Genomic DNA, 255 nt, shown 5'->3' on the forward strand with positions numbered 1-255 from the left:
TCAGTTTCGACACGGTTTTGTGATTGATAATATGACCCCTATTTTTCATTTCTAAGGTAATTCTTCGGTAACCATACCGTCCTTTATGGTCATTATAGATCTTCCTGATCTCTTTTTTAGCACATTCGTGCTTATTCAACACTGAAATTGTTTTGACATGATAATAGTAACTGCTTCTGGCAGTTTTTGATATACTCAATAAGATATCCAATGGATATTGATGCCTTAACTCACAAATCACTAACGCTTTTTGCT

The 255-nt window shown here is 34.1% G+C and carries 1 protein-coding gene; it reads right to left on the reverse strand.

Annotated features, from left to right (window positions below):
* A partial coding sequence (locus ACFE6N_RS23625; protein WP_378932487.1) for an IS3 family transposase occupies positions 1-241 on the reverse strand: 241 nt, incomplete at its 3' end.
* Positions 242-255: the final 14 nt, after the last annotated feature.

Origin of the sequence: Pedobacter sp. BG31 (assembly GCF_042464845.1) — a bacterium.
GTDB classification, from domain to species: Bacteria; Bacteroidota; Bacteroidia; order Sphingobacteriales; family Sphingobacteriaceae; genus Pedobacter; species Pedobacter suwonensis.